This window comes from Streptomyces caelestis (assembly GCF_014205255.1).
Taxonomy (GTDB): Bacteria; Actinomycetota; Actinomycetes; order Streptomycetales; family Streptomycetaceae; genus Streptomyces; species Streptomyces caelestis.
In genome coordinates this window covers 2,482,473-2,504,209 of the sequence record NZ_JACHNE010000001.1, presented here as the reverse complement: position 1 = coordinate 2,504,209, position 21,737 = coordinate 2,482,473, and the positions used below count along the sequence as shown (strand labels likewise).

Sequence of the window (21,737 nt, the reverse complement as noted above, 5' to 3'; positions counted from 1 at the left end):
CAGCAAGAACCTTCAACGAAGAAGGAAACCCCACATGGCACGCAGACACCTGGCCGCCGCCGTCGCGCTCGCCGCGACTGCGGTTGTCATGAACCCGACCAGTGTGCAGGCCTCCCCACCTGGCACCAAGGACGTCACTGCCGTCCTCTTCGAGTGGAAGTACGCCTCCGTCGCCCGCGAGTGCGGCAACACCCTCGGGCCCGCCGGATACGGATACGTCCAGGTCTCCCCGCCCGCCGAGCACATACAGGGCCCGCAGTGGTGGACCTCGTACCAGCCGGTCAGCTACAAGATCGCCGGCCGGCTCGGTGACCGCGCGGCCTTCCGGAACATGGTGAACGCCTGCCACGCGGCCGGTGTGAAGGTCGTCGTCGACACGGTGGTCAACCACATGTCGGCGGGCAACGGCACCGGCACCGGCGGCTCGTCGTACACGAAGTACGACTATCCAGGGCTGTACTCCTCGCCCGACTTCGACGACTGCACCTCCCGGATCGGCGACTACCGGGACCGCTGGGACGTCCAGCGTTGCGAACTGGTGGGTCTCGCCGACCTGGACACGGGCGAGGACTACGTCCGTGGTGCAATCGCCAAGTACGTGAACGATTTGCTCTCCCTCGGCGTCGACGGCTTCCGCATCGACGCGGCGAAGCACATGGACGCCGCCGACCTGGCCAACATCAAGTCCCGGCTCACGAACCCCTCCGTGTACTGGAAGCAGGAGGTCATTTACGGCAGCGGCGAGGCCGTCCAGCCCACCGAGTACACGGGTAACGGTGACGTCCAGGAGTTCCGCTACGCCTATGACCTCAAGCGCGTCTTCAACAACGAGAACCTCGCCTATCTGAGGAACTACGGCGAGGGCTGGGGCTACATGAACAGTGGCGTCTCCGGTGTCTTCGTCGACAACCACGACACCGAGCGCAACGGCAGCACGCTGAACTACAAGGACGGCGCCAACTACACGCTGGCCAACGTCTTCATGCTGGCCTGGCCCTACGGCGCCCCCGACCTCAACTCCGGCTACGAGTTCAGCGACCACGACGCGGGTCCGCCCAACGGCGGTCAAGTCAACGCCTGTTGGCAGGACGGCTGGAAGTGCCAGCACAACTGGCCCGAGATCAAGTCCATGGTCGCCTTCCGCAACGCCACGCGCGGTGAGGCCGTCACCAACTGGTGGGACAACGGGGGCGACGCGATCGCGTTCGGGCGCGGCAGCAAGGGCTTCGTGGCCATCAATCACGAGTCGGGCTCGCTGAGCCGTACGTACCACACGTCGCTGCCCGCCGGGACGTACTGCAACGTACAGAACAACACGACCGTGACGGTGAACTCCAGCGGGCAGCTCACGGCCACCCTGGGCTCGAACACGGCCCTGGCGATCCACGCCGGGAAGTCGAACTGCTGAGCCGCCTCGTGACGCGCTGCCCGGCACGCGTGTTCACGCCGTGCCGGGCGGGCTACCGAAGACGGTTGACGCTCTGCCGGTTCGCCTCCCGGACCCTGGCGAGCAACTCGTTCTCCCGCAGAGCCGCCGCCAACTTGCGGGCCGTGCCGGGGTTGCAGCGTCCGAGATCCACAAGGGGCGGCAGGTAGTCACTGGCGAGGGAGACGGTGTCCAGTCCCAGGGACGGCAGCAGGACGCCCACTTCGGCGAGTGCCGCGCCCAGCTCGTCCCTCGCCGCCTTCGCGTCCCGGATCTGTGCGTTCCGCGCTCCGCCCGTCCAGTGTTCCGCCGTTGCCATGTCTGCCGCACCTCTCTTGTGCTGATCACGACTTCCACCCATGAGCATCGGTGCGTACAGCTACGATCACCAGGGGTAACGGTTTTCGGAGCGCTGGAACGAAAACGGGGGTCAACCATGCCGGCGCCGAAGGAACTCGACCCGTCCATCTCGCTCCCCGCCCTCTACGGCGTGAAGCTGCGCAAGCTCCGAATCCGCGCCGGCTTCACCCAGCGCCAGCTCGGCGACAAGATCCCCATCGCGCACAGCCGCATCGCCCAGTTCGAACTGGGCAAGGAGACCCCGCCCGAAGACGTCAACGCCAAACTCGACACGATTCTCGGCGCGGACGGCGACCTCATCGACCTGTGGGGCCACATCAAGCGGACGCCGATCCCGGACTGGGCGCGGAAGTTCGTGGAGTACGAGGCCAAGGCGATCGCCATGCACAAGTACATGGCGCACAGCGTGCCGGGCCTGCTGCAGACCGAGGCATACGCGCGTGAGGTGCTGCGGCAGGGCCAACCCTGGTGCACCGTGGAGGAGATTGAGGAAAACGTGGCGGCCCGGCTCAGTCGGCAAAGCCTGCTCCGGAAGCCGCAACCGCCGCTGCTCTGGGTCGTGCTCGACGAGTCAGTGATCCGGCGACCCGTAGGAGGTCCGACGGTCATGCGGGAGCAGCTGGCCTACGTGCTGGAAGCCGCGACGGCACCGCACGTCGAGGTTCAGGTGCTGCCCTTCGCTGCCGGAGCACACTCGGCCATGGGCGGCTCGCTCACCCTCCTGTCGTTCGAGAACGCCCCGGACGTGGCCTACCTGGAGGCTGGACACTCGGGCGAGTTGGTGGAAGACAGGGTCATGGTGGCCCGGCACTCCTATCGTTACGATCTTGTCCACGCCCGAGCCCTGCCGCCTGAGGCGTCAGCGGCCTTGATCCGGCGGGCCATGGAGGAGTACGAGACATGCGCAGCACCCGACCTGACCTGAACTCCGCCGCTTGGCGCAAGAGCACGTACAGCGATGGCGGTGGCGGCGACTGCCTGGAGTTCGCCGACGACATCCCCGGCATCGTCCCCGTCCGCGATAGCAAGAACCCCACAGGCCCGGCTCTGCTCCTCTCTCCCGCCGCCTGGGCGGCGTTCATCGGAGGTATACGCAGAACCGGCTGACAGCCGTCGCAGCTCACCACCGGGACCCGACTTCCCGCGCCCCGGTGATGCGCGCCGCTTTTCAAAGCAACGGGAGAGAAACCGACCAAACCCGCCCCCACCCGCGTCCCCAACTCCCGGCGCCACCCGATCCGGTGACTCGGTGTCCGAAAGTCGTGACGGTGAGGTACGGTCGGCCACGACAACCGCAAACGAAGACGGCCCCCGGCGGGACTGGCATCCACACCGAGGGCCTCACCAAACAGGAAGCTAGACCCTTCCCATGGCTGATCCGCAGTCTAACGCGGCCGTGCCCGCGCACCCTCCGCTCCCGCCGGGAGCCCCACGTTCGGGTGTCATCCACATCCGGCACCGCCACACCGACCGCTTCACGGTCGTTGGCAACCACCTCGCCCAGCACCCGGCCCTCTCCGCGGTCGCGATCGGGCTCGGCGTGTACATCCAGTCGCTCCCCGACGGCGTCTCCGTCACCGTCAAGGCACTGGCCCTCCGATTCCGCGAGGGCGAGACGACCATCGCCAGGGCGCTCAACGAACTCGAAGCCGCCGGATACCTGGAGCGCCGCCGTGTCTCCCTCGGCGGAGGCCGGGTGGCCACGCGCACGGTCTTCTACGACCGGCCGGGCTGCGACGCCCGCGAAACGCAGAGCACGGTTCCGGCTGCCGTCCCACCGGCCGACGACGCGGGCGCCGCCGAGCTCCCGAAGGCGCAACCGCAGGACAAGCCGTCACCGCCCCCGCCCACCCAGGGCCCCGCCGCCGACCTCCTCGCCCGCCTGCGCCTGGCCGACCCCCGCCTGCTGCTCTCCGCCCACGACGTTCGCCGTCTCGCCCCGGCCGTCGACACCTGGCTGGCCCGCTCGGCCACACCGGCTCAGATCACCCGCACGCTCACCGCGAGCCTTCCTCCGGCCTCCGAGCCGATCCACCACCCGGCCCGCTTCCTCGAACACCGGCTCACCGTCCTCCTCCCGCCCCCACTGCCCCCGGACCGGCCCACCGCCGTGCCCGCCGCCACCGCGGTCGTCCCCCTTCAGACCTGCGACGGCTGCGAACGGGCCTTCCGCTCCCACGACCCCACCGCGCGGTGCCGTGACTGCCGCCCGGCGGTCGGCGCGGCGGCATAGCACTCAAGGTGCGAGCTCCCTGCGGCCTCTGCGGTTGAGAGTCGGCGGGTTCAAGCCAACGTCGTTCTGACCTGCCACGCGCCCTTGACGATCGTCGCACCCTTCGGAAGCGTCGCACGCAAGAACGCGCAACGGACTTGATCCGGGAGGGCATCGTGGACCTACAGTTCATCGGGATCGATCCGAACACCGGGGGCGAGGGGTCGCCGACGGTGTGGGTGGAAGAGGAGACGGCTGACCTGGTCCTCCAGGGCATCAAGGCCGAGGAAGCGCTGGAGGCACTGGTCGGCGGTACGGAGTGGGTTGCCGGTCATGCGGTGGGAATCCCCGCCCATGAGACGGTGATCCGCATCCCTGCCCGCATGGTGCCGATTCTGAGGGAGGCGTGCGATGTCGCAGAGCGGCGTGCCGAGCTTCGCTGAGCTGCTGGCCGGTACGCGCCGCAGCGCGGTGCATCTGGAGATGCGCGACGCGTACGGCGTCGGTGACGAGGCCGAGGAGTTCGAGCAGTTCAAGCGGACCGGCCATGTCGATCTCGATCCGACGGCGCGGTGGTGGCCCGGGTGGCTGGGCATGGTGCGGGAGGCCGTTGGCCGTGGCGTGGTGATGCGCCGGGCCCGGATCGTCTCGGAACCCGTGACGGACTACATCCGGTGGGAGCACGCCGCCACCCCGCTGAATATCGAGGCGGGTGAGCTGGTGCGCTGGCTGCCTCGTCGGCGGGCGGTGGACATCGCATTGCCCGGAGCCGACTTCTGGCTGTTCGACGATCGTCTGGTGCAGTTCAACATCTTCACCGGGGACGGTGACTGGGCGGATCCGCCCAAGGAGTTCAGCGAGGATCCCGCCGTGGTCAAGCTGTGCTCCGACGCGTTCGAGGCCGTGTGGGAGCGTGCCGTCGACCACGAGAAGTACACCGTCTGACCCCCGCCCACCCTATGCCCGCCTCCCCTTCGTCCAGCGCTCAGGCAGCCCGTGAAGCGCTCGCCGTACGCCTGACGCACCTTCGCAAGGACGCCGGCCTCACCGGGAAGCAACTCTCCGCCCGGTGCGGCTGGCACCCTGCGAAAACCACCCGCATCCAAAAGGGTGAGGTACAGCCCACCGACGTGGACATCCGCGCCTGGTGCACTGCCTGTGACGCCGCCGACCAGGCCGAAGACCTGATCGCCACGGCCCGCGCCGTCGACTCGATGTACGTGGAGTGGCGCAGGAGCCATCGGATGGGCATGCGCAAGACCCAGGAGGACTTCTACGACCTCTACGCGCAGACCGGCGTCACCCGCGCGTACGTCTCCAACGTCGTACCCGGCTTCTTCCAGACGCCCGCCTACGCCACGGCCCTGATGGAGGCCATCACCGACTTCCAGGGGACCCCCAACGACGTCTCCGAGGCAGTCGCCGCCCGCGTCGCCCGGAGTCGGTTCCTGTACGAAGGCGGACACCGGTTCATCGTGCTCATGGAGGAGTGCGTCCTGCGCTACCGCGTCGGCGACGCCGAGACCATGGCCGGGCAACTGAGGCATCTGCTCACCGTGATGCCACTTCCTTCCGTCTCCCTGGGCATCATCCCCTTCACCGCGCAAAGGACCATGTGGCCGCTGGAGGCGTTCTACCTCCATGACGGCACACGCAGCGTCGTGGAAACCCTCACCGCCGAGGTCAACGTGGTACAGCCGCGTGAACTCGCCGACTACCGCAAGGCGTTCGGAGAGCTGACCAAGATGGCCGTCCACGGCAACGCCGCCCGTGCATTGATCAACGCGGCGATCGGCTCCCTCGGATGAGGTTGCGCAATTCTCCGCAATTTCGTTGAGGCGAAACTCCGGCTCTTCGTACGGTCGTTGGCGTCGCCGGGCAGGTCCAGGCTCCCGCTCGGCGGCAGTGGGGGAGAGTCCCGCCCGTATTCCCCCGTTGCGGGCGGGACATCCCAGCCCCGAGGAGACGACCCTGTGAGCGTCATGACCAGACCCACTGCAGTCGGACCGCCCGGCTACACCGAAACCCTTCCCTGCGAGCCCGAGACGGCCCGTCGTGCCCGGCGGCTCGTCTCGGCCGCGCTGAACACCTGGGGCATAGGCGAGTTGGCCGATGCGGGCACGCTGATCGTCTCCGAGCTGGTGAGCAACGCGATCCGCCACACCTCGTGCCGTCTGGTCCGGGTATCCATCCGGCGCGTCACGAACGATCTCGTACGCATCGGCGTCACCGACAAATCCCACGCCCTGCCGAAAATGGATCGGGTCACCGGCGGCGATGAGACGGGGCGCGGCCTGGTATTGGTCGATGCGCTGTCACACCGCTGGGGCTACGACGAAATGCGCTGGGGCAAGACCATCTGGGCGGAGCTGGTGGTCCCGGCGTGCTGACCTTGCGGCTGCTGCCGGAAGACGAACTGGCGGACGTCGCCGATCCCGAGCGGTGCGTGGAGCTGGCCGTACCCCGCAGCACCGAGGGCACGATCACCGTCCGCACGCTACGCCTGACACCCGCTGACCTGGTACGGCTCCGCACGGAAACCGACCTGGCGCTGGCGGATATCCGCGTCCTGGAGGACCTGCGGGCCTCCCTGTAGCACCCACAAGAGACCCCGCCCGATGTACCGAAGGACAGCCCCGGGCGGTACGGCGCCCGCTCGTGTCTCCACCCCGTGGTGGGCCGGCGCCGCTCCAGATCCGCTGTCGAGAACCGACACAGCGGATCTGCGCTCAAGACCTCTCGCTCTGGCTGGACGGGAGGAAGCCGAGAGAACAGGAATGCACCATGCCCGAGAACGTCGTCATGCAGCCCACCGAGGACGGGCTGATCGTCTCCCGGAAGTCCATCGCAGCCGCCCGCTCCCGTGCCGAGCAGCCGTCCGACGGTGGCTCGACCGGTGTCTCCGACACCAACGACTGAGCGGAGCCGACAGAAGTGACCGCCTTCTCGAAGGTGGTCGAACGCCTCGGTGGGGACTTCCTCACCGGGGCCTTCGGCCGCACTTACCGCATCTGGCGCAGCGTCGCCGACTTCTCATCCGTCCTGACGTGGGATGACCTCAACACCGTCATCGGCCGGGGACGCCTTGAACCGCCTCGCCTCCGCCTTCACCGCGACGGGGAACTCGTCCCGTGGCAGCGCTACGCCGCCGCGGCCCCCACCCGCAGGAACGTGGTGTGGCAGCGCATCCAGCCTTCGCGGCTGCACGGCCAACTCCACGACGGTGCCTCGTTGGTCCTGGATGCTGTGGATGAGCTCCACCAGCCTGCCGAGCGCTTGGCGCAGGCCCTCGAAGGGGTTTTCCGGGGCCGTGTCCAGATCAATGTGTATGCCTCCTGGACCGTGATGGAGGGTTTCGGCACCCACTGGGACGATCACGACGTCATCGTTGTCCAAGTCGAAGGGGCCAAACGGTGGCGTCTGTACGGGCCGACCCGGATCAACCCGCTTCACCGCGACACCGAAGCCCCGGAGCCTCCGGCAGACGGGCCCGTCGAAGAAATCGTCCTGCGCGCAGGCGACATGCTGTACCTGCCCCGGGGCTGGTGGCACGCGGTTGCGGCCACCGAGGGCCACTCCCTGCACCTGACGTGCGGGCTCCAGACCACGACCGGCGCGGATCTGCTGGGCTGGCTCTCGGACCGGCTGCGGACGTCGGAAACCGTGCGTGCGCACCTGCCCGTCTTCGCCCCGCCGCAGGAACAGGCCACCTACCTCGAACTCCTCCGCAATGAAGTCACGGACGCTCTCCACGACGGAGCGATCGGAGACTTCCTCACGGCGCGAGACGGCATCGAACCAGGCCGCCCGATGCCGTCACTGCCGTTCCTCGACGTTGTACCGGCCCGCGACGACCTGCATGTCCGGCTCACCACTGCCCGAGCCCAGCTCGCCGACAACGATCAGGGTCAGGTCGTGCTCCTAGCCGGCGGCGAAGAGTGGACATTCGCGCCGCCCGTACGCGCTGTGCTGTCCCCGCTCCTTGACGGCTCCTTGGTGTCGCTGGGGCACCTCGCGGAAACGAGCGGTCTCACCGTCGGACAGGTCGCAGGGCTCATCACAGAACTGATCAATGCAGACGTCGCGGCGGTGAACGAGCCATGAGCCCCGACCTGGCACTGGGAACGTACCGGTGCCGGAACATCCCGCAGGCGACCGTCCACGCGATCGCCTGCGGGGCCACCTGGATCGACACCGCCCCCAACTACCACCACGGCCGCGCCCAGCCTCAGCTCCAGTCCGTGCTCGCCGGGAACCTGGACCTGCGAGTGTCGACGAAGGCCGGCTTCTTCACCCCCGACATCGCGACAGCCGCCAGGGACGCCGGAGTCCTCACACCAGCCGAAGCGGCCTCAGGTCACTGCCTCACCCACCGCTACGTCGCCTGGCAGAGTCGCCGCAACGCCACAGAGCTGGGCCGTACGCCGGACCTCGTCTTCGTACACAACCCCGAACGAGCCGCCCGCCCGCACGACGCCATCGCCGGCGCCTTCACCGCTCTCGAAGTCGAGGCCCGCGCGGGACGGATCGGAAGCTACGGCGTCGCCACCTGGACCGGCTTCGAGGGCGCGTTCAGCGTCGCCGACCTGCTCGACATCGCCACCCGTTGCGGAGGCCCCGGCCACCATCTGGCCGCCGTCCAGCTCCCCGTCTCGCTGGTCATGCTCAAACCGGTCGCGCAGGCCCTGGACGGCACCGGCCCTCTAGCCGAGGCGACCGCAGCCGGCCTGAACACGTTCATCTCCGCGCCTCTGCATGGCGGGGAACTCCCCGCCATGGTCACCGACGAACTCGCCCAACTCATCGACCCAGGCACTACCCCGGCCGACGCAGCGCTGCTTGTCACCGTGTCCACCCCAGGGGTGAACCACGTCATCCTGGGGGCCGGACGTGCGCAACACTGGCAGGCTGCCCAGCGCGTCCTCGCGCTACCTCCGCTCCCGGCCAAGACCCTGCACGAGGTGGTCGATGTTCTCGGCGCCTGACGACGCCACCGCCCAGCGCATGCGTACCGCCAGGGCTTACGCGTGCACAACCCTCACCCTGACCGACCTCGCCGAGAAACCCGTCTGGGGCTACGCCGGCCGGACCCTCTCCGGCGCTGCAACCAGCGCGCAGGGCACTGGCTGGCTCCGCGTCGTCGCCGAGCGCCCCGACAAGGCGCACGGGAAACTCTGGGACGGCCCGAAGACCGCCCAGCAGCTACTTCCTCCCGAGATCCCCCGTCCCGTCCTCCACCACCTCCACGACTGGCAGGCCGCAGGCTGGGCGTACCGGGCGGAGCTGTACCAACACACGGACGCCACCGTCATCTCCCGCTCACCGGTCCTCGAACATGATCCGGCCCTCCCCGACGCATGGTGGGCGCAGTTGCGGACCGCGCTCGACTCCCTTGCCGAAGCCCTCACCGAACGCATCGCCGTACGCGAGGAGTACATCCGCCGAGCCGTCCCCGAATACACAGGCTGTGACGTCGGAGAGATCGAATGGTCCACCGCCCACGGCGATTTCCACTGGTCAAACCTCGGCGGCCCCGACCTCACCATCCTCGACTGGGAAGGCTGGGGTCGAGCCCCGGTCGGCTTCGACGCCGCCCAGCTCTACCTTTACTCTCTCCACACCCCTGCCACGGCCGCCCGCGTCCGTCGGACCTTCGACCACATCCTCGGCACCCCGGCCGCACGCGTGGCCGAACTGACCATCTGTGCCCAGGTTCTCCAGGCCGCCGACCGCACGCCGTTCTACAAGGAGCTGGCAGGTCTGGTGAAGGAGTACCTGGACGCAACATGCGCCCCGAAGCGATGCGTGAGGGATTGACGCTTCCGGAACGCTGCCCTACGTTCCCACCACAGTGGCAACTCCCTGAACGCTGTTCAGCATCTCGAACAATCGCCCCTCGGAATCCCCGGGGGGCGACCGCATACCACGGGAGCGCTCCCATGACGGGACGGATCACGCTGCGCAGACTCAGAACGTGGACGGTCACTTCCCTCGCGGTGCTGCTGACGACCGCTGGGGTCACCGCGGGGGCCTCACCCACGACGGTGGCCGCAACGGCCACCGTGAACGGCTCCACCCGGCACCAGCCCATCGACGGCTTCGGGATCTCCCAGCACTTCGGCCGGGCCGAGATCATGCGCGGCTCGCAGGGCCTTCCCCCGGAACGCCAACGCGAGATCCTCGACCTGCTGTTCAGCAAGAACACCGGCGTCGGGCTGAGCATCCTGCGTCTCGGCATCGACTCGGGCATCCAGCCCACCGACCCCGGCGGGCCGAACGCGACCCCGAAGTACGTCTGGGACCGCAACGACAAGGGCCAGGTGTGGCTCGCCCAGCAGGCCAAGGCGTACGGTGTGACCCGGTTCTACGCCGACGCCTGGAGCGCGCCCGGCTATATGAAGACCAACGGCACGGATGCCAACGGCGGCACCCTGTGCGGTCTGGCCGGGGCCACCTGCGCGAGCGGCGACTGGCGCAAGGCGTACGCCAACTACCTCGTGCAGTACGCCAAGTTCTATGCCCAGGAGGGCATCCGCGTCACCGACCTCGGGTTCGTCAACGAGCCCGACTACACGGCCACGTACGACTCCATGCGGCTCACTCCGGCGCAGGCGGCCGAGTTCGCCAAGGTCTTCGGCCCGGTGGCGAGGGCGGGCGGATACAAGGTCGTCTGCTGCGACTCCTTCGGCTGGAACCAGCAGAAGACCTACACCAGCGCGATCGAGGCCGACGCCACGGCCCGGGGCTACGTCGACACCCACGCCGGCCACACCTACGCCAGTCCCGTCGACGGCCCGCTGCCGACGCAGAAGCGGACCTGGATGTCGGAGTGGTCGCCCAACGGCACCACCTGGAACGAGGCCTGGGACGACGGCAGCGGCTACGACGGGTTCACCGTCGCCTCCGCCGTGCACGACGCCCTGACCAAGGGCAACACCAGCGGCTACATCTACTGGTACGGCGCCTCGGTCGGTGCCACCCGGGGCCTGATCCAGATGGACGGGGAGAACTACCACGTCTCCAAGCGCCTGTGGGCGCTGGCGAACTACAGCCGCTTCATCCGCCCCGGAGCCACCCGCATCGGCGCCACTGCTTCCGACGGCGACCTCAGGCTGTCGGCGTTCCGCAACACCGACGGATCCCTGACGGTCGTGGCACTCAACGCGGCCACCGGCGCCACCCCGGTGTCGTTCAGCCTGCGGAACATCGGGTTCGGCAACGGCACGGCGACCCCGTACGTCACCAACGGCTCCCAGAGCATGGCCCGGCAGGCGGCCGTGCCGGTCACCGGGGGCGCGCTGCAGGCCACGGTACCGGCCCGCTCGCTCGTCACCTACACCATCAAGCGCTAGGGGGCACGACGCGCGTCGGCTCGGTCTGCCGGCACAGACCGACGCCACCTGTTGAAACTTCTTACCAACACTTTCAAGACTCTTGCTGTAAGCGTTTCGGCGGCGATACGGTCGCGCGGGGTCGGACCCGAGAGAGCCGCAATCGCAAGGAGTCCACGTCAGTGATACCGAGATGGCCGGTGCCGTCCAGGCGCCGAACCTCCCGTGCCGGACGGGTCGCTGCGGTCACCGCGACCGCGCTGGCCGCAGCACTCGTCCAGCCGCTCGCCGCCGGGGCAGCGACCCCACCCGCGCCTCCGTCCGACGCGAAGCTCGCCGCCGAGCCCGCCCGCCACGACGCCACCCGTGAGCAGTTCTACTTCGTCCTGCCGGATCGTTTCGCCAATGGCGACCCGCGCAACGACAAGGGCGGACTGACCGGCTCCCGCCTCACCACCGGCTACGACCCCACCGACAAGGGCTTCTACCAGGGCGGCGACCTCAAGGGCCTGACCAAGAGGCTCGACTACATCAAGGGCCTCGGCACCACCGCCCTCTGGATGGCCCCGATCTTCAAGAACCAGCCCGTACAGGGCACGGGGAGCAACGCCTCGGCCGGCTACCACGGCTACTGGATCACGGACTTCACCCAGGTCGACCCGCACTTCGGGACCAACGAGGACCTGGAGATCCTCATCGACAAGGCCCACGACAAGGGCATGAAGGTCTTCTTCGACGTCATCACCAACCACACGGCGGACGTCGTCGACTACGAGGAGAAGTCCTACGACTACCTCTCCAAGGGAGCGTTCCCGTACCTGACGAAGGACGGGAAGCCGTTCGACGACGCCGACTACGCGGACGGGCGGCGGGACTTCCCCGAGGTGGACCGGGGCTCCTTCCCGCGCACGCCCGTGGTGACCAGGAAGAACAAGGTCCCGTCGTGGCTCAACGACCCGACGATGTACCACAACCGCGGCGACTCCACCTTCGCCGGTGAGAGCTCCACCCACGGCGACTTCTCCGGCCTCGACGACCTGTGGACCGAGCGGCCCGAGGTCGTGCGGGGCATGGAGAGGATCTACCAGCGCTGGGTGCGGGACTTCGACATCGACGGCTTCCGGATCGACACCGTGAAGCACGTCGACATGGAGTTCTGGACGCAGTGGGCCACCGCCCTGGACGCGTACGCCGCCAAGCAGGGCCGGGACGACTTCTTCATGTTCGGCGAGGTCTACTCGGCCGACACGGACGTCACCTCCCCGTACGTCACCCGGGGCCGCCTCGACGCCACGCTCGACTTCCCCTTCCAGGAGGCGGCCCGCCAGTACGTCTCCCAGGGCGGCAGCGCGCGGAAGCTCGCGAGCGTCTTCGGCGACGACTACAAGTACACGACCGACAAGGCGAACGCGTACGAGCAGGTCACCTTCCTCGGCAACCACGACATGGGCCGGATCGGGTACTTCCTCAAGCAGGACAACCCCAAGGCCACCGACGCCCAGATCCTCGCCAAGGACGAGCTCGCCAACGAGCTGATGTTCCTCAGCCGCGGCAACCCCGTCGTCTACTACGGCGACGAGCAGGGCTTCGCCGGGGCGGGCGGCGACAAGGACGCCCGGCAGAGCCTGTTCGCCTCCCGCACCGCCGACTACCTCGACGACGACCGGATCGGCACCGACCGCACCCACGCCGAGGACGCCTACGACACGAGAGCACCGCTCTACCGCCGGATCAGCGCTCTCGCGGGGCTCCGCAAGGCCCATCCCGCCCTGGCCGACGGCGTCCAGCAGCAGCGGTACGCGGCCGACGGCCCGGGCGTGTACGCCTTCTCCCGCACCGACGCCAAGAGCGGCATCGAGTACGTCGTCGCCGTCAACAACGCGGACGAGGCGAAGACGGCGACGTTCGCGACCGGGTCGGCGCGCATGGCCTTCCAGGGCGTTTACGGCACCGACGCCTCCCTCAAGAGCGACGGCGACAGGAAGCTCACCGTCACCGTCCCGCCCGGCTCGGCGATCGTCCTCAAGGCGGCCGGCAGGCTCGCCGCGCCCGCCACCGAGCCGACGATCACCCTGAAGGCCCCGGCGGCCGGCGCCACCGGCACCGTGGAGCTCTCCGCCGACGCCGACGGCGGCCGGCTCAACCGTGTCGTCTTCGCCGCCCAGGTCGGCAACGGCACGTGGCAGACCCTCGGCTCCGCCGACCACGCCCCGTACCGGGTCACCCAGACCATCGCAAAGGACGTACCGCCCGGCACGGCCCTGCGCTACAAGGCCGTCGTCGTCGACTCGGCCGGCCGCACCGCGAGCGCCCTGGCCGCCTCCACCACCGGCACCCCGCCCGCCGAGGAGCCGCCCAGTGCCTCCTCCCGCGACCACGCGATCGTCCACTACAAGCGCGCCGACGGGAACTACGCCGACTGGGGCCTGTACGCCTGGGGCGACCTCGCCGACGGTGAGGCCACTCAGTGGCCCGACAGCCACCCCTTCACCGGCCGCGACGCCTACGGTGCCTTCGCCTACGTCAAGCTCAAGCCCGGCGCCTCGACCGTCGGCTTCCTCGTCGTCGACAAGGACGGCGGCAAGGACGTCGCCACCGACCGCACGATCGACGTCACCAGGACCGGCGAGGTCTGGATCGAGCAGGGCAAGGAGGCCGTCACCACCGAGCGCCCGGACTACCCGGCCCCCGACAGGACCAAGGCCGTCCTGCACTACCACCGCGCCGACGGGAACTACGAGGGCTGGGGTCTGCACGTCTGGGCGGGCGCCGCGCACCCCACCGACTGGTCGAACCCCCTCAAGCCGGTCAAGACTGATGCCTATGGTGCGGTCTTCGAGGTACCGCTCAGCGACGGTGCCACCAGCCTCAGCTACATCCTCCACAAGGGCGACGAGAAGGACCTGCCCGCCGACCAGTCGCTCGATCTCCGGGCGAGCGGCCACGAGGTGTGGCTGTTGAGCGGTCAGGAGAAGTACCTGCTCCCGCAGCCGGCGGGCGCCTCGGCCGCGCTCGACCTGACCACGTCCAAGGCGGTCTGGATCGACCGGGGCACCCTCGCCTGGAACGGCTCCGAGACCGCCACCTCCACCCAGTTGGTGTACAGCCGGCACGGCTCGATCGCGGTCGAGGACGGCGCGCTGACCAGCGACGACGAGAGGTGGCTCCGTCTGTCCGGGACCACCCTCACCGATGCCCAGAAGACGAGGTTCCCCCATCTGAAGAACTACGCCGCCTGGACCGTCGACCCGCGCGACCGCGACCGGGTCCGCGAGGCGCTGCGCGGCCAGGTCGTCGCCACGCAGCGAGCCGCCCACGGCGCCGTCCTGGCCGCGACCGGCGTACAGATCGCCGGCGTGCTCGACGACCTGTACGACGCCACGAAGGCCGACCTGGGGCCGACGTTCTCCCGGGGCCGCCCCACGCTGTCCGTGTGGGCACCGACCGCGCAGCACGTGGCACTGGAGATCGGCGACTCCACCGTGCCGATGAAACGCGACGACACCACCGGCGTCTGGTCCGTCACCGGCCCGAAGTCCTGGAAGAACAAGCCGTACCGGTACGTCGTGAAGGTCTGGGCGCCCAGCGTCCGCAAGGTCGTCACCAACGAGGTCACCGACCCCTACGCGGTCGCCCTCACCGCGGACGCCGAGCGCAGCATCGTCGTCGACCTGGACGACAAGGCTCTCAAGCCCGCCGGCTGGTCGACGTACACCAAGCCCGAGGCCGTACCGCTGAAGGACGCCCAGATCCAGGAGCTGCACATCCGGGACTTCTCCGTCGAGGACCGGACGGCGAAGCACCCCGGCACCTACCTCGCCTTCACCGACAGGGCGAGCGACGGCTCCAAGCACCTGCGCGAGCTGGCCAAGGCGGGTACCTCGTACGTCCATCTCCTGCCCGCCTTCGACATCGCCACCATCCCGGAGCGCACGGCCGACCAGGCGAGCGTCGACTGCGACCTGGCCTCCTACCCGGCCGACTCCGACAAGCAGCAGGAGTGCGTCGGGAAGATCGCCGCGAAGGACGCCTACAACTGGGGCTACGACCCGTACCACTACACGGTCCCCGAGGGCTCCTACGCCACCGACCCGGACGGCACGGCCCGTACGGTCGAGTTCCGCGAGATGGTCAAGGCGCTGAACGACGACGGCCTGCGGGTCGTGATGGACGTCGTCTACAACCACACCGCGGCCGCCGGCCAGGAGAGGACCAGCGTCCTGGACCGGATCGTGCCCGGCTACTACCAGCGGCTCCTCGCCGACGGCTCGGTGGCGAACAGCACGTGCTGTGCCAACACCGCCACCGAGAACGCCATGATGGGCAGGCTGGTCGTCGACTCGATCGTCACCTGGGCCAAGCAGTACAAGGTCGACGGCTTCCGCTTCGACCTCATGGGCCACCACCCCAAGGCCAACATCCTCGCGGTCCGCGAGGCCCTCGACGCGCTCACCCCTCAGAAGGACGGCGTCGACGGCAAGAAGATCATCCTGTACGGGGAGGGCTGGAACTTCGGGGAGGTCGCCGACGATGCCCGGTTCGTCCAGGCCACCCAGCAGAACATGGCCGGCACCGGCATCGCCACCTTCTCCGACCGGGCCCGGGACGCCGTGCGCGGCGGCGGCCCCTTCGACGAGGACCCCCGCGTGCAGGGCTTCGCGTCCGGCCTCTACACCGAACCCAACTCCTCGGGGAGCAACGGCACTCCGGCCGAGCAGAAGGCCCGCCTGCTGCACTACCAGGACCTGATCAAGGTCGGGCTGTCCGGCAACCTCGCCGGCTACCGGTTCACCGACACGAGCGGCAAGGAGGTCAAGGGCTCCGAGGTCGACTACAACGGCTCACCCGCCGGCTACGCCGACGCCCCCGGCGACGCCCTGGCCTACGCCGACGCGCACGACAACGAGTCCCTGTTCGACGCACTCGCCTTCAAGCTGCCCGCCACGACGCGTGCGTCCGACCGGGCCCGTATGCAGGTCCTGGCCATGGCGACGGCCACCCTCTCGCAGGGCCCGGCCCTCTCCCAGGCGGGCACCGACCTGCTGCGTTCCAAGTCCCTGGACCGCAACTCCTACGACAGCGGCGACTGGTTCAACGCCGTCCACTGGAACTGCGCCGACGGCAACGGCTTCGGCCGCGGACTGCCCATGGCGGCCGACAACGCTGCCAAGTGGCCCTACGCCAAGCACTTGTTGGGCCAGGTCAGGGTGGGCTGCGAGCAGATCGAGGGCGCCTCGGCGGCGTACCGCGACCTGCTGCGGATCCGTACCAGCGAGCAGGACTTCTCCCTCGGCACCGCCGAGCAGGTGCAGTCCCGGCTCTCCTTCCCGCTGTCCGGCAAGGACGAGACACCCGGCGTGATCACCATGCGGCTCGGTGACCTCGTCGTCGTCTTCAACGCCACGCCCGAGCGGCAGGAGCAGCGCGTCCCCGTACTCGCCGGGACCGGCTACCGGCTGCACCCGGTGCAGGCGGCGGGGGCGGACCCTACCGTCAAGTCGTCCTCTTACGCGGCGGAATCGGGCACGTTCGCCGTTCCGGGGCGCACGGTCGCCGTCTTCACCCGGGCCGGCGGATAGCCGCACTACGTTGGGTGGGGCAGGCCGTGACCGACGGTCTGCCCCACCCACGTACGCCCCGAGGGGCTGTCGAGATGTACGGCAACGGCATGCAGCAGACCCCCGGCACCACCGTGCTGGTCGTGGACGACGTCGCGGCCAGCCGGTACGCCATGGGCGCGGTGCTGAGCCGGGCCGGCCACCAGGTCGTGCCGGTCGCCAGCGGCGGCGAGGCGCTCGTCGAACTGGACGTCCGGCTGCGGCACGGCACCCTGCCCGACGTGGCTCTCGTCGACGTGGGCCTGCCGGACATGAGCGGCTTCGAACTGTGCCGCCGGGTCCGGGCCCGGCCGCCCATGGCCGCCCTGCCCGTCGTGCACTTCTCCGCCGCCGCGACCGCGCCCGGCGACCGGTGCCGGGGACTGGACGCGGGCGGCGACGCCTATCTGACCGTGCCCGCCGAGCCGCAGGAGATCCAGGCCGTCGTACGGGCCGCCGTGCGCGGGGCCCGCCGCAGCACGGGCGCCGAGACCGTCGTGCAGCGTCTGACGCTGCTGTCCGAGGCCATCGTCACCGTGCAGGCCGCGCGCTGCCCGAGGGAACTCGCCGCCGCGGCCGCCGAAGGCGCCGCACACCTCACCGACTCGCCCGCCGCGGTGTTCGTGACAGGCCCGGACGATGAGCCGTACCTGGGCACGGCCCGGTGCCGCCCCGCACCGGCGGACAGCGGCGCGCACCAGGCGGCGGCACGGCTGGTCACCCGGCTCGCGGAGGGCCGCACGGGCGTCACCAGCACCGTCGTCCCCGCGCCGCTGTGGCCGGCCGGGATCTTCCGGCCGGGCGTCGAGGAGGACGCCCGCCTGAGCGTGGCGACCGCCCAGGACGGCCGGACGACGGTCTGCCTCGCCACGCCGGTACGGCGCGCCGCGATCACCGACCCCGCGGCCGACGGGCTGCTCGCCCGCCTCGCCCAGGCCTGCGCGCTGGCCGCCGAGCCGCTGCTGCTGTACCGGGTGGAGCGGCACGTCGCCCTCACCCTCCAGCACAGCTTTCTGCCCCAGCCGCACAAGCTGCCGCATCTGCCCGGCGTCGACATCGTCGTCCGCTACGTGCCCGCCTCCCGGCAGACCGAGATCGGAGGCGACTTCTACGCCGCCCTGCGCACCGGCGAGGGCGTGCTCACCGCCGTCGGGGACGTCGTCGGGCACTCGCTGGACGCGGCCACCGTCATGGTCGAGATCCGGCACGCGCTGCGCGCCTACTGCGTGTCCGAGAGCGACCCGGTGGTCCTGGCCGGGCGGCTCGACCGGATGCTCCAGCGGTATCACCCCGACGTCACGGCCACCGTGTGCCTGGCCCTGGTCGACCCCGGCAGCGGGCGGGTGCGGATCGCCAACGCCGGGCACATTCCGCCGCTGATCCTGCGCGACGGGGGCGGCGCCGACTACGTCGACGCGTGCGGTCCGCTGCTCGGGCTGGGCCTGGACCGGCCCGCGCCGACCGAGCGGCACCTGGACCCCGCCGACCGCCTCCTGATGGTCACCGACGGCCTCATCGAGACCCGCGGGACCCCCCCTCGAAACCTCCCTGGAGCAGCTCCGCACGGCCGCCGCCGACGCCCCGGCCGGCCTCGACGCCCTCTGCGACGTACTGCTGGGCTGTTTCGGCAGGGACCGGGAGGACGACATCGCGATGCTGGCCCTGCGGTTAGGGTGAGCCCGTTGGCCGCCCAGAACAGGAGTGCTCATGCCGCAGATCACCGTCGACTATTCCGCCGACCTCGCGGACGACTTCGACCGGCCCGGGTTCGCGAAGGCACTGCACGAGGCGACCACCGAGATCGCGGCCGCCAAGCAGCCGGGGTGCAAGACCCGGTTCCGCCGGACCGAGGACGTCGTGGTCGGCCCCGAGACCGAGGGGCACGCCCATGTGCACGTCCACTTCGCGCTGCTCCCCGGCCGCACCGAGGAGACCAAGGCACGGCTCACCGAGGCCACCCTGGAGTTGCTGCGCACCTACGTGAAGACCGCTGACGGGCGCGTGCTGCACGCCTCCGCCGAGGTACGTGACCTGGACGCGTCCTACCGGAAGTTCGAGAGCTGAGCGGTTTCAGGTCGCCAGCGCCGGCAGGCGGCCGGCCAGGTCGGCGAACGGGCCGTCGGCCGGCTCGGCCTGGGCGATGCGGCGCATCAGGGCGGCCATCTCCGCGTCCTGGGCGGCGCTGACGGCGGTGAGCGCGGCGAAGGCGTGGACGAGCTGGACCTCCAGCTCGGCCCGCGGGATGCGCCGCCCGTCCAGCCAGATCAGTGCCGTCGACTCGGCGAGCGAGATCCAGGACCGCACGACCAGTTCCAGCCGCGCGGGCGGATCGGTCACGCCCAGGTGCGAAAGGATCTGGACATACGCGGCCTGCCGTACGGAGTCGATGAGCGCGTTGGTCGTCGAGGAGCCGACCGCCGGCCCGCCGCGCATGAGGGCGGAGAAACCGGGGCCGTGCTCGTCCACGAAGTCGAAGAAGCGGCGCATCACACGCAGCAGCCGCGCCCCCAGCGGCCCGTCGTGCGGCTCCGTGAAACGGGCCGCGAGATCGTCCGAGGCCCGCTTCAACGCGGCCTCGTACAGGCTGAGTTTGCCGGGGAAGTAGTGGTAGACCAACGGGCGTGAGATGCCCGCGGCGGACGCTATCTCGTCGATGGAGACCTCGTCGGGCGAGCGGCGGCTGAACAGTTCGAGGGCGACGCCGATCAACTGCTGCCGCCGCTCCTCGACTCCCATTCTGCGGCGAACCCCGGTAGTCATACGAACACCTTACCGATCGATTCCGGCCGCGAACGGATCGGATCGTTCGGGGATGTTATCCCGGGCGCGCCGGGCGGGCGCGCGGAACGCCGCTCAGCGCAGCCCGTGGATCGAACGCCCGTCCCGCAGCGTGCCCTTCAGCTCGGCCCGCGCGCCCTGCTCGGCCGGCACGGTCAGCCGACTGGTCTGCGACGACCCGCCGACCCCGCCCGTCGCCCGGATCGACGCGGTCTCCCGGCTGCCGGCGGCCAGCAGATACCAGTCGCCCGCCTTCGACTTCCACAGCACTCCGGCCAGCACGTGCGGTTCGCGCGCCCCGCACGCCGGGACGTTCTCGGCTTTCGCGGCCACCGCCCCGTACGTCCCGCCCGGAGTGTGGAACTGGGCCAGCACCCGTACCCCGCCGCCCCGCCAGGTCTCGGCCCGGGTGCACACCCACGCGGCCGAACCGCTCGCGTCCGGCAGCGGCTGCTCGTTGAACGCCCAGGCGTTGACGCTCCGCACGCCCGCCGAGCGCACCGTGCCCAGCGAGCAGGCGAAGGGCCCCCAGGTGCGCAGCGCCTCGGCGCCGGACGCCTCGCGCGGCGATCCGGGCCGTCCGGCGGTGAGCCGGGCCGGGACCAGTTCGCCGAGGTCGGTCAGCAGCCGCGTTTTCGTGCCGTCGGTCAGTCGCAGCACGTTCCAGGACGTGCACGCGCCGGTCCGCAGGACCGGGCTGGCCAGTGGTGCGGTCACACCGTCGGTGAGGGCCAGGTCCATCGCGTCGGCGCCGGGCTTCAGCAGGTCCCGCTCGCCCGCCGTCTCCACCCAAGGGGCGGTCAGATAACGGACGTTGCCGTCGGCCCGGCCCAGGACCACCGCGCCCGCCTCGGCCCGGCCGGCGCCGTCGACCCGGGCGAAGTCGAGGGCGGCGCCCCGCGTGCCCTCCTTCGGCTCGGCGTACCGGGCGATGCGCAGACCGTCGTAGAGGATCACCACGCGCGCCGCGTCGACCGTCCCCGCGTACAGCAGCTGGGGCGGTCCGGCCGGGCCGCCGGAGGCGGTGCCGGGCGTCGCGGAGACCCGGACCGTCTCGCCGGGGCGGGCCCAGACGGCCAGGGCGCGGCGCAGCAGGGCCGAGTCGCCGGTGAGGTCGCCGCGGGCCGGCCACACCGAGAAGTCGGTGCGCGCCGAGCCGCGCCACGCGGTGGGGGGGACCCGGGTCAGCTTCGCCGGGTCCAGGGCGGCCTGGGCGGCCGGGTTCCGCGCGTACGGCGGCGCTGCGGCACCGTCGGGGCCCCAGCCCTCGCCGGGCAGCCCCAGCAGCGCCCCGCACACCAGCAGGGCCGCCCCGGCGGCCAGCGCGGCCTTCAGGTGCTGGCGGCGCCGCATCAGGTCGGTGGGGCGGGCCTGGAGCGAGCAGGGGTCGAACTCGGGGGAGTCGAGCAGCCCGTACTGCGCGGGAATCCCGTCGGCCTCCAGCAGCGCACCGTCCGCGTCGGCGACACCCGCGGCCGTGAGCAGCTTGCGTACGCCGTCGTCCGTCAGCCGCTCCAGGCCACGCAGCGCGTACGCGGCCCGGGCCGGTCCTGACAGGGTGGACAGGCGCTGGTCCAGGGCGAGTTCGTCGGCACCGCCGGACCGCGGGAACAGCTTCAGGCCCCACACCTGCGGCAGCACCGGCGGCAGCTGGGACCGCTTCGGCCATGCCTTGCGCTTCAGCGGCAGCCCTGCCTCCAGCGCCGTCCGCACCACCTGGAGACGGACCAGGGCGTAGCCCGGGTCGCCGTCCCGGCCCGTCGACTGGGCCGGGATCACCGGCGCCGGGGTGCGGTTGCGGGGGAGTGCGCGCTGGGTGAGGGCGTGCGCGGTCAGGACGCGCCTGCTGCGGCCCAGACCCGGCGGCAGCACCAGATAGGCGAGCCGCACGAGCCGCGGATAGTGCTCGACGAGTGCCGCCTCGGCCTGCTCGACATCGACGACCGGTCCGGCGGGGGAGGGGGGCGCGGGGCGCTGGGCGACATCCTGTGACTGCACGTTCAGCAGAACGAGCGAATCCTTGGATGGTCACC

Annotated in this window: 19 protein-coding genes and 1 pseudogene; 17 read left to right on the top strand and 3 right to left on the bottom strand. The window is 70.2% G+C overall.

All coding sequences use genetic code 11. From position 1 onward, the window contains the following. Nucleotides 1-34: 34 nt before the first annotated feature. Entirely contained in the window at nucleotides 35-1,408 is a 1,374-nt protein-coding gene (locus HDA41_RS11315; RefSeq protein ID WP_184983082.1) for an alpha-amylase, read from the top strand. A gap of 52 nt (nucleotides 1,409-1,460) precedes the next feature. On the opposite strand, the gene HDA41_RS11310 is transcribed toward HDA41_RS11315, so the two are convergent. Next, complete coding sequence (locus tag HDA41_RS11310; RefSeq protein WP_184983080.1) at nucleotides 1,461-1,745, bottom strand: hypothetical protein; 285 nt, start codon at nucleotides 1,743-1,745, stop codon at nucleotides 1,461-1,463. Between the two features lie 171 nt (nucleotides 1,746-1,916). Between HDA41_RS11310 and HDA41_RS11305 the strand changes: the two genes are divergently transcribed. The 16 genes and pseudogenes from HDA41_RS11305 (at nucleotide 1,917) to HDA41_RS11235 (ending at nucleotide 18,990) form a co-directional block, all read left to right on the top strand. Continuing rightward, nucleotides 1,917-2,711: a helix-turn-helix domain-containing protein gene (locus tag HDA41_RS11305; protein WP_230299387.1), complete on the top strand. Its 795-nt coding sequence runs from the start codon at nucleotides 1,917-1,919 to the stop codon at nucleotides 2,709-2,711. Further along, nucleotides 2,687-2,893: a DUF397 domain-containing protein gene (locus HDA41_RS11300; protein WP_184983076.1), complete on the top strand. Its 207-nt coding sequence runs from the start codon at nucleotides 2,687-2,689 to the stop codon at nucleotides 2,891-2,893. Before HDA41_RS11305 ends, HDA41_RS11300 begins: the two co-directional genes overlap by 25 nt. Before the next feature lie 262 nt (nucleotides 2,894-3,155). Then, nucleotides 3,156-4,019 carry a helix-turn-helix domain-containing protein gene (locus HDA41_RS11295; protein WP_184983074.1) on the top strand — a complete coding sequence of 288 codons (864 nt, stop codon included), beginning with the start codon at nucleotides 3,156-3,158 and terminating at the stop codon, nucleotides 4,017-4,019. A 155-nt stretch (nucleotides 4,020-4,174) separates the two neighbouring features. Beyond that, the gene (locus HDA41_RS11290; protein WP_184983072.1) at nucleotides 4,175-4,441 is read left to right on the top strand and encodes a hypothetical protein; all 267 of its coding nucleotides are present in this window, start codon (nucleotides 4,175-4,177) and stop codon (nucleotides 4,439-4,441) included. Next, a complete protein-coding gene (locus HDA41_RS11285; protein WP_184983070.1) occupies nucleotides 4,410-4,943 on the top strand; it encodes a DUF6879 family protein in 534 nt (177 codons plus the stop codon). Before HDA41_RS11290 ends, HDA41_RS11285 begins: the two co-directional genes overlap by 32 nt. Nucleotides 4,944-4,957: 14 nt before the next feature. After that, nucleotides 4,958-5,806 carry a helix-turn-helix domain-containing protein gene (locus HDA41_RS11280; protein ID WP_184983068.1) on the top strand — a complete coding sequence of 283 codons (849 nt, stop codon included), beginning with the start codon at nucleotides 4,958-4,960 and terminating at the stop codon, nucleotides 5,804-5,806. Nucleotides 5,807-5,980: 174 nt separating this feature from the next. Beyond that, nucleotides 5,981-6,388, top strand: coding sequence for an ATP-binding protein (locus tag HDA41_RS11275; RefSeq protein ID WP_184993311.1), 408 nt, complete (start codon nucleotides 5,981-5,983; stop codon nucleotides 6,386-6,388). Further along, on the top strand, nucleotides 6,382-6,594 hold the full coding sequence (locus tag HDA41_RS11270) for a hypothetical protein (protein ID WP_184983066.1): 213 nt from the start codon (nucleotides 6,382-6,384) through the stop codon (nucleotides 6,592-6,594). The genes HDA41_RS11275 and HDA41_RS11270 overlap by 7 nt, the downstream gene beginning before the upstream one ends. A gap of 188 nt (nucleotides 6,595-6,782) precedes the next feature. After that, nucleotides 6,783-6,917, top strand: a complete 135-nt coding sequence (locus tag HDA41_RS41155) for a hypothetical protein (RefSeq protein ID WP_260423324.1) — start codon at nucleotides 6,783-6,785, stop codon at nucleotides 6,915-6,917. Nucleotides 6,918-6,932: 15 nt separating this feature from the next. After that, nucleotides 6,933-8,102, top strand: a complete 1,170-nt coding sequence (locus HDA41_RS11265) for a cupin domain-containing protein (protein WP_184983064.1) — start codon at nucleotides 6,933-6,935, stop codon at nucleotides 8,100-8,102. Then, on the top strand, nucleotides 8,099-8,983 hold the full coding sequence (locus HDA41_RS11260; protein ID WP_184983062.1) for an aldo/keto reductase: 885 nt from the start codon (nucleotides 8,099-8,101) through the stop codon (nucleotides 8,981-8,983). Before HDA41_RS11265 ends, HDA41_RS11260 begins: the two co-directional genes overlap by 4 nt. Beyond that, a complete protein-coding gene (locus tag HDA41_RS11255) occupies nucleotides 8,967-9,815 on the top strand; it encodes a hypothetical protein (RefSeq protein WP_184983060.1) in 849 nt (282 codons plus the stop codon). The genes HDA41_RS11260 and HDA41_RS11255 overlap by 17 nt, the downstream gene beginning before the upstream one ends. A 122-nt stretch (nucleotides 9,816-9,937) precedes the next feature. After that, nucleotides 9,938-11,350, top strand: coding sequence for a glycoside hydrolase family 30 protein (locus tag HDA41_RS11250; RefSeq protein ID WP_184983058.1), 1,413 nt, complete (start codon nucleotides 9,938-9,940; stop codon nucleotides 11,348-11,350). A 161-nt stretch (nucleotides 11,351-11,511) separates the two neighbouring features. Beyond that, on the top strand, nucleotides 11,512-16,908 hold the full coding sequence (pulA, locus tag HDA41_RS11245; protein ID WP_184983055.1) for a pullulanase-type alpha-1,6-glucosidase: 5,397 nt from the start codon (nucleotides 11,512-11,514) through the stop codon (nucleotides 16,906-16,908). A 74-nt stretch (nucleotides 16,909-16,982) separates the two neighbouring features. Continuing rightward, a pseudogene (locus HDA41_RS11240) lies at nucleotides 16,983-18,603 on the top strand (SpoIIE family protein phosphatase). 30 nt (nucleotides 18,604-18,633) lie between these two features. Further along, nucleotides 18,634-18,990, top strand: coding sequence for a 5-carboxymethyl-2-hydroxymuconate Delta-isomerase (locus HDA41_RS11235; RefSeq protein WP_184983053.1), 357 nt, complete (start codon nucleotides 18,634-18,636; stop codon nucleotides 18,988-18,990). A gap of 6 nt (nucleotides 18,991-18,996) precedes the next feature. Here HDA41_RS11235 and HDA41_RS11230 read toward each other — a convergent pair whose 3' ends face one another. Beyond that, nucleotides 18,997-19,686, bottom strand: coding sequence for a TetR/AcrR family transcriptional regulator (locus HDA41_RS11230; RefSeq protein WP_184983051.1), 690 nt, complete (start codon nucleotides 19,684-19,686; stop codon nucleotides 18,997-18,999). A 93-nt stretch (nucleotides 19,687-19,779) separates the two neighbouring features. Beyond that, a complete protein-coding gene (locus tag HDA41_RS11225; protein ID WP_184983050.1) occupies nucleotides 19,780-21,702 on the bottom strand; it encodes a hypothetical protein in 1,923 nt (640 codons plus the stop codon). Between the last annotated feature and the right edge of the window lie 35 nt (nucleotides 21,703-21,737).

Bases quoted from the DNA above. Each gene is read 5' to 3' on its own strand.
- HDA41_RS11315 (WP_184983082.1), top strand. From the start codon at position 35: ATGGCACGCAGACACCTGGCCGCCGCCGTCGCGCTCGCCGCGACTGCG.
- HDA41_RS11310 (WP_184983080.1), bottom strand. From the start codon at position 1,745: ATGGCAACGGCGGAACACTGGACGGGCGGAGCGCGGAACGCACAGATC.
- HDA41_RS11300 (WP_184983076.1), top strand. From the start codon at position 2,687: ATGCGCAGCACCCGACCTGACCTGAACTCCGCCGCTTGGCGCAAGAGC.
- HDA41_RS11295 (WP_184983074.1), top strand. From the start codon at position 3,156: ATGGCTGATCCGCAGTCTAACGCGGCCGTGCCCGCGCACCCTCCGCTC.
- HDA41_RS11285 (WP_184983070.1), top strand. From the start codon at position 4,410: ATGTCGCAGAGCGGCGTGCCGAGCTTCGCTGAGCTGCTGGCCGGTACG.
- HDA41_RS11280 (WP_184983068.1), top strand. From the start codon at position 4,958: ATGCCCGCCTCCCCTTCGTCCAGCGCTCAGGCAGCCCGTGAAGCGCTC.
- HDA41_RS11275 (WP_184993311.1), top strand. From the start codon at position 5,981: ATGACCAGACCCACTGCAGTCGGACCGCCCGGCTACACCGAAACCCTT.
- HDA41_RS41155 (WP_260423324.1), top strand. From the start codon at position 6,783: ATGCCCGAGAACGTCGTCATGCAGCCCACCGAGGACGGGCTGATCGTC.
- HDA41_RS11260 (WP_184983062.1), top strand. From the start codon at position 8,099: ATGAGCCCCGACCTGGCACTGGGAACGTACCGGTGCCGGAACATCCCG.
- HDA41_RS11255 (WP_184983060.1), top strand. From the start codon at position 8,967: ATGTTCTCGGCGCCTGACGACGCCACCGCCCAGCGCATGCGTACCGCC.
- HDA41_RS11250 (WP_184983058.1), top strand. From the start codon at position 9,938: ATGACGGGACGGATCACGCTGCGCAGACTCAGAACGTGGACGGTCACT.
- HDA41_RS11235 (WP_184983053.1), top strand. From the start codon at position 18,634: ATGCCGCAGATCACCGTCGACTATTCCGCCGACCTCGCGGACGACTTC.
- HDA41_RS11230 (WP_184983051.1), bottom strand. From the start codon at position 19,686: ATGACTACCGGGGTTCGCCGCAGAATGGGAGTCGAGGAGCGGCGGCAG.